Below are 5,406 nucleotides of genomic sequence, written 5' to 3'. Positions count from 1 at the left end.
GCAGGCGCGAGTCTCGAGGCCGAAACGGCGAGACCAAGGGGGCCTCGACCCCGCGCCGCCGCAGGCGGCGCCAAATAAGACAGAATGGACTTATGACGAACCCTCTTGGAGGCTCGAATCGCGGTAGGCAGGGTCTGCCCACGCCCCCCTCCGGGTGGCCGGTCGGTTCGTATCCGACCTATGCCGAGGCGCAGCGTGCGGTGGATCATCTGGCGGACAATCAGTTCCCGGTGCAGAACGTGACAATCGTCGGTGTGGACCTGATGCAGGTCGAGCGGGTGCTGTACCGCTTGAACTGGGGCAAGGTGATCGGCGGGGGTGTGGTCTCGGGTGCGTGGCTCGGGTTGTTCCTGGGTCTGTTGCTGAGCCTGTTCACCACCAACGGGATGGCGGGCCCGCTGGTGGTGGGCCTGGTCGGCGGCATCATCTTCGGGGTCATCTCGACGACCATCCCCTATGCCGCCACCCGGGGTCAGCGGGATTTCGCGTCGACCATGCAGTTGGTCGCCGGTCGTTACGACGTGCTGTGCGACCCGAAGACGGCCGAACAGGCCCGGGACCTGCTCGCGAAGCTGGCCATCTAGCGAATGGACGTGATCGAACGCGTCCGGACGGCCGTGGCGGATCATTTCGGGGTGGACGCGGCCGCGGTGGATACGGCGTCGATGACTTTCCTGGGTCTGGAGCCGATCGAGATCCTGCGTATCCCCGGCGACGGTGTGACGCACTATCTGACGGTCGGCGGGTCGCGGCATCCGATGGGTGATCCGGGGGATCTGCACGCCGATCCGGTGCGCGGTCCGCGGGCGGAGTTGGTGTTGACGGTGCGGTCGGCGGCCGGCGCCGGGGCGGGGGTGGCCCGGACCCTGGGCGTGCTGGCCGCGGCGCCCGCGGTCGAAGGTGTTGTGCTGCAGGCCGACGCGCTATTGGATCTGCGCGAACCGGTCTGGCAGGAGGCGCCGTTCACGGCGGTCCTGCTGGGTGCCGGGGAGATCCCGGAGATCGAATTACCGGATCCGGCGGAGCCGGTGCGCTATTTCACGGTCATGCCGGTGACGGCGACCGAGGCGGCCTGGGTGCGAGTGCGCGGGGCGCAGGCGTTGCGGGACGCCTGGGCCGAGGCCGGTATCGATGTGCTGGACCCCGGCCGGGGTGCGGCGTCGCTGTAGCGCGCGGCTGCCGGGCGAGCCGGTCAGAGCCAGTCGTTGCGGTGGAACAGCACGAGCAGGGTCGAGCAGATCCCGAGGATGAGCACGAGCACCACCGGATAGCCCCAGCTGGTCTTCAGTTCCGGCATGTGCTCGAAGTTCATCCCGTAGATACCGGCGATCATGGTCGGCACCGCGGCGATGGCCACCCACGCCGAGATCTTGCGCATATCGGTGTTCTGTTGGACGGTGATCTTGGTGAGCGCGGCGCTGATGAGGGCGCTGAGCGAATCGTCGAAATCGGTGATGCGTTCGGCGACGCCGGTGTGGTGGTCGGCGACATCGCGCAGATAGCGGCGGATCTCCGGGTCGAGCGGCAGTTCTTCCTTGTGCACCAGCAGTTGTAGTGGCAGCGCCAGCGGATTGACCGCGCGCCGTAGTTCCACCACTTCGCGTTTGAGCTGATAGATCGCCTCGACGGTGAGCCGGGTGCGCGGGGTGAACACCTCTTCTTCCATGGCATCGATATCGAATTCCACCGCCTGCACGACGTCGATATAGGAATCGACCACATGGTCGGCGATGGCGTGCAGCACCGACCCTGTGCCCAGCCGCAATCGGGCGGGATCGCCCTCGAGACCCCGGCGCACGGCCGCGAGCGGCGAATGTTCGCCGTGCCGGACGGCGATGACGAAATCGGGTGCGGTGAAGATCAGCAGCTCACCCGTTTCGACGATCTCGCTCACCGTGTGCAGTTCGTGCTCCCGGTAGGCGACCGTGCGCATGACCATGACGAGGGTGTCGTCGTAACGCTCCAGTTTGGGTCGCTGATGGGCCTGTACCGCGTCCTCGACGGCGAGGGCGTGCAGCCCGAAGGTCTGCGCCACCTCGCCCATCTGCTCGGCGTCCGGGTCGTGCAGACCGAGCCAGACGAAACCACCCCGTGCGCGGGCGGTGGCGAGCGCCTTCTCATGGGTGAACCGGCCCGGGAGACGCCTGCCGTCCACATAGACCGCGCAGTCGACGACCGCACGGGCGGTGGGCACTCGGATATGCGGTACCGCGGTGGTACGCCGCGTCCGTCCCGGACCGTGGAACGGCAGCGGTATGGAAGGCACGCGTCGATGCTACTTCGCGGCGATCCACGGGTCGGGATCTGCGCGGACGGCTCCGGTCACCGCGGCCCGGGAGCGCGGCCACGCCCCCGCTTGCCGCCCCGCACCGGTGGTGTCGCGGACCGGCACTGGAAGACTGGACGGGTGCGCATCGATCTGCATACCCACTCCACCGCCTCCGACGGCACCGACAGCCCGGCCGAACTGGTGCGCAAAGCGGCCGATGCCGGGCTGGACGTCGTCGCGATCACCGATCACGACACCACCGCCGGCTGGGCCGAGGCCGAGGCCGCCCGCCCGCCCGGCTTGACCCTGGTCCGGGGAATGGAGATGTCGTGCGTGGGCCGCGGCGTCGACGGCTACCCCGTGTCGGTGCATCTGCTGGCCTACCTGTTCGATCCCGCCGACAGCGGGTTCGCGACCGAGCGGGAGCGGCTGCGCGCCGAACGCGTCGAGCGACTACGTGCCATGGCCGAACAGATGGCCGTCGACGGGCTACCGATCGATCCGGACGCGGTGCTGGCCGCCGCGGGCCCCGCCGCGGGCCGCCCGCATCTGGCCCGCGCCCTGGTCGAGGCGGGCGTTGTGCCCTCGGTGGAGGCCGCCTTCGCGGAGCTGCTGGCCTCGGACGGCCCCTACTACGTGGAGAAGGCCGACACCCCGCTGCATCGCGCGGTGACGATGATCGCCGCCGCCGGTGGGGTCAGCGTGCTCGCCCACGGACGGGCCCGCAGCCGCGGCCGGCTGCTGGACCTGCAGGAGGTGCGCGACCTGGCGCCGCACGGGTTGGGCGGACTGGAAGTCGATCACCCCGACCACAGCCCGCGGGACCGGGCGGTGCTGCGTGAACTCGCCGGCGAATGCGGACTGCTGGCGACCGGGTCCTCGGATTACCACGGTGCCAACAAGGCCATCGGGCTCGGCGAATGCACCACCGACCCGGCGCAGTTCGAGAAACTGGCCGGCCGAGCCACCGGCGTACCGGTGCTGGCCTCATGAGGTTGGTGCGCGGCCTCAGCGGGGTGGCGGCGGCCGGGCTGGTGCTGCTGGCGCTGGTCGTCGTCGGTGCGGAATTCATCGGCGAGCGCCGCGGCTTTCCCGGGCCGGGTGCCGAATCGGTGGCCTGGCATATCGTGGTCGCGGTGATCGCCGTTGCGGCGCAGGTGTATTCGGACCGGGTGCGGGGCGCGGCGAGTCTCGGTGCGGCGGTGGTGGTGCTGGGTTCCGGCGCGATCCTGCTGTGGACCCAGTGGTGGGGCTGACCGGCCGCGGGATGCGTTCCAGTTCCGGGAACTTTCGAGGTGTCTCACCGGAGCCCGGTAGCACTCGCGAGTTTCCGCTCACGGGAAGGTAATGCTCACGGCCTACGCTGGCCCCGTGGTGTCCGAAACCCGCAATCCGCCGGACCCGGTTTGGCGAACGACCCGGGACCTGGCAGAATGTTGCGGATTCCCGATCGTTGCCACCGCCGGGTCGGGGATATCAGGCGCCCGCCGCTGCGCGACGCACCGTCGCGAGGGGAAACGGGCACCGGTCGAGTTCATTCGGACCAACCCGTCCGACATCCACCCGGACCGTCGCTGCCCGGAATCAGCACCACCGTCTATCACCCTGTGTCCGGGGTCCCCGGGACTTCCGGGTCCTGGTCGCGCCGGGAAACATCCTGGTCGCGCCGCCGATGAACGATATGACGCAGATAACACCAAATACCCGGCGGTAACCGTCCACCGGTTACGACCGCAACCAGCAGGAGTGAAATCGTGTCCTCTGTGACTGACGCACCGAACGCCACCGCCAGCAAAGAAGAGGTCCAAGATCTCTCGGCGATCACTCACGAGGAGATCTTCGCGGGTCACCTCGGCGGCAAGCTCTCGGTCGAGCTCAGCTCGCCGCTGGAAACCCAGCGCGACCTATCGATCGCCTACACGCCCGGTGTGGCCCAGGTGAGCCGCGCCATCGCCGAGGACGAGAGCCTGGCCAAGCGCTACACCTGGACCGACCGCCTGGTGGTCGTGGTCAGCGACGGCTCCGCGGTGCTCGGCCTCGGCGATATCGGCCCGCGCGCCTCCCTCCCGGTCATGGAGGGCAAATCGGCGCTGTTCAAGAAGTTCGCCGGACTCGACTCCATTCCGATCGTGCTGGACACCAAGGATGTCGACGAAATCGTCGAAACCCTGATCCGCTTGCGCCCCAGCTTCGGCGCGGTGAATCTGGAGGACATCTCCGCCCCCCGCTGCTTCGAGATCGAGCAGCGGGTCGTGGAGGCACTCGACTGCCCCGTCATGCACGATGACCAGCACGGCACCGCCATCGTGGTGCTGGCCGCCCTCAACGGCGCCGCCGCCGTGCAGGGCCGCGCCACCTCCGGTCTCAAAGTGGTCGTGTCGGGCGCCGGCGCCGCCGGTGTCGCCTGCACCAACATCCTGCTCGCCGCGGGCGTCGCCGATGTGACCGTGCTCGACTCCAAGGGCATCGTCAGCCGCGACCGCGGCGATCTCAACCCGGTCAAGGCCGACCTGGCCCAGCGCACCAACCCGCGCGGCCTCACCGGCACCGCCGCCGACGCGCTCGCCGGCGCCGATGTGTTCCTCGGCCTGTCCGCGGGCACCATCGCCGAAGAGCTCATCGCCTCGATGGCGCCGGAGTCCATCGTGTTCGCCATGTCCAACCCGGATCCGGAGATCCACCCCGACGTGGCCCACAAGTACGCCGCCATCGTCGCCACCGGGCGCAGCGACTTCCCGAACCAGATCAACAATGTGCTCGCCTTCCCGGGCGTGTTCAAGGGCGCGCTCGACGCGGGCGCCCGGCGCATCACCGAAGGTATGAAGATCGCGGCCGCCAACGCCATCCTCGGCGTCGTCGCCGACGAACTCGCCGTCGACAAGATCGTGCCCAGCCCGCTCGACCCCCGCGTCGCCCCCGCGGTGGCCGACGCGGTCGCCGCCGCCGCCCGCGCGGAGGGCGTCGCCTGATAGATCGTTCCGCCTTACCCGGGCGGTAACCGCAACTACAGCACTCGGCCGCCACCCCGGGCCGGGTGCTGTAGTTTTTGGCGGCGCCTGCGGCGCCGCGGGGTTGAGGCCCCCTTGGTCTCGCCGTTTCGGCCTCGAGACTCGCGCCTGCGGCGCATGCGCTTCGAG

6 protein-coding genes are annotated in these 5,406 nt (G+C 69.3%); 5 read left to right on the top strand and 1 reads right to left on the bottom strand.

Features of this window, described 5'->3' with window-relative positions; all coding sequences use genetic code 11:
- Window positions 1-92 precede the first annotated feature (92 nt).
- Both ABZV91_RS32145 and ABZV91_RS32140 read left to right on the top strand, forming a co-directional pair.
- Window positions 93-584: a general stress protein gene (locus ABZV91_RS32145; RefSeq protein ID WP_030522047.1), complete on the top strand. Its 492-nt coding sequence runs from the start codon at window positions 93-95 to the stop codon at window positions 582-584.
- A gap of 3 nt (window positions 585-587) precedes the next feature.
- Window positions 588-1,169 (top strand): suppressor of fused domain protein, encoded by a 582-nt coding sequence (locus ABZV91_RS32140; protein WP_355249477.1) that lies wholly within the window; start codon window positions 588-590, stop codon window positions 1,167-1,169.
- A gap of 23 nt (window positions 1,170-1,192) precedes the next feature.
- Here the strand turns inward: ABZV91_RS32140 and ABZV91_RS32135 are convergent, their stop codons facing one another.
- Window positions 1,193-2,266, bottom strand: coding sequence for a magnesium and cobalt transport protein CorA (locus ABZV91_RS32135; RefSeq protein ID WP_355249476.1), 1,074 nt, complete (start codon window positions 2,264-2,266; stop codon window positions 1,193-1,195).
- Window positions 2,267-2,407: 141 nt separating this feature from the next.
- Between ABZV91_RS32135 and ABZV91_RS32130 the strand changes: the two genes are divergently transcribed.
- The 3 genes from ABZV91_RS32130 to ABZV91_RS32120 all read left to right on the top strand — a co-directional run bounded on the left by ABZV91_RS32130 (window position 2,408) and on the right by ABZV91_RS32120 (window position 5,238).
- Window positions 2,408-3,262, top strand: coding sequence for a PHP domain-containing protein (locus tag ABZV91_RS32130; RefSeq protein ID WP_355249475.1), 855 nt, complete (start codon window positions 2,408-2,410; stop codon window positions 3,260-3,262).
- Window positions 3,259-3,525: a hypothetical protein gene (locus ABZV91_RS32125; protein WP_355249474.1), complete on the top strand. Its 267-nt coding sequence runs from the start codon at window positions 3,259-3,261 to the stop codon at window positions 3,523-3,525. Before ABZV91_RS32130 ends, ABZV91_RS32125 begins: the two co-directional genes overlap by 4 nt.
- 507 nt (window positions 3,526-4,032) lie before the next feature.
- Window positions 4,033-5,238, top strand: a complete 1,206-nt coding sequence (locus tag ABZV91_RS32120; protein WP_355249478.1) for an NADP-dependent malic enzyme — start codon at window positions 4,033-4,035, stop codon at window positions 5,236-5,238.
- The last annotated feature ends 168 nt before the right edge of the window (window positions 5,239-5,406 follow it).

The organism is Nocardia sp. NPDC004568 (assembly GCF_040609955.1).
Lineage (GTDB): Bacteria > Actinomycetota > Actinomycetes > Mycobacteriales > Mycobacteriaceae > Nocardia.
This window is presented reverse-complemented; position numbering and strand designations above follow the sequence as displayed.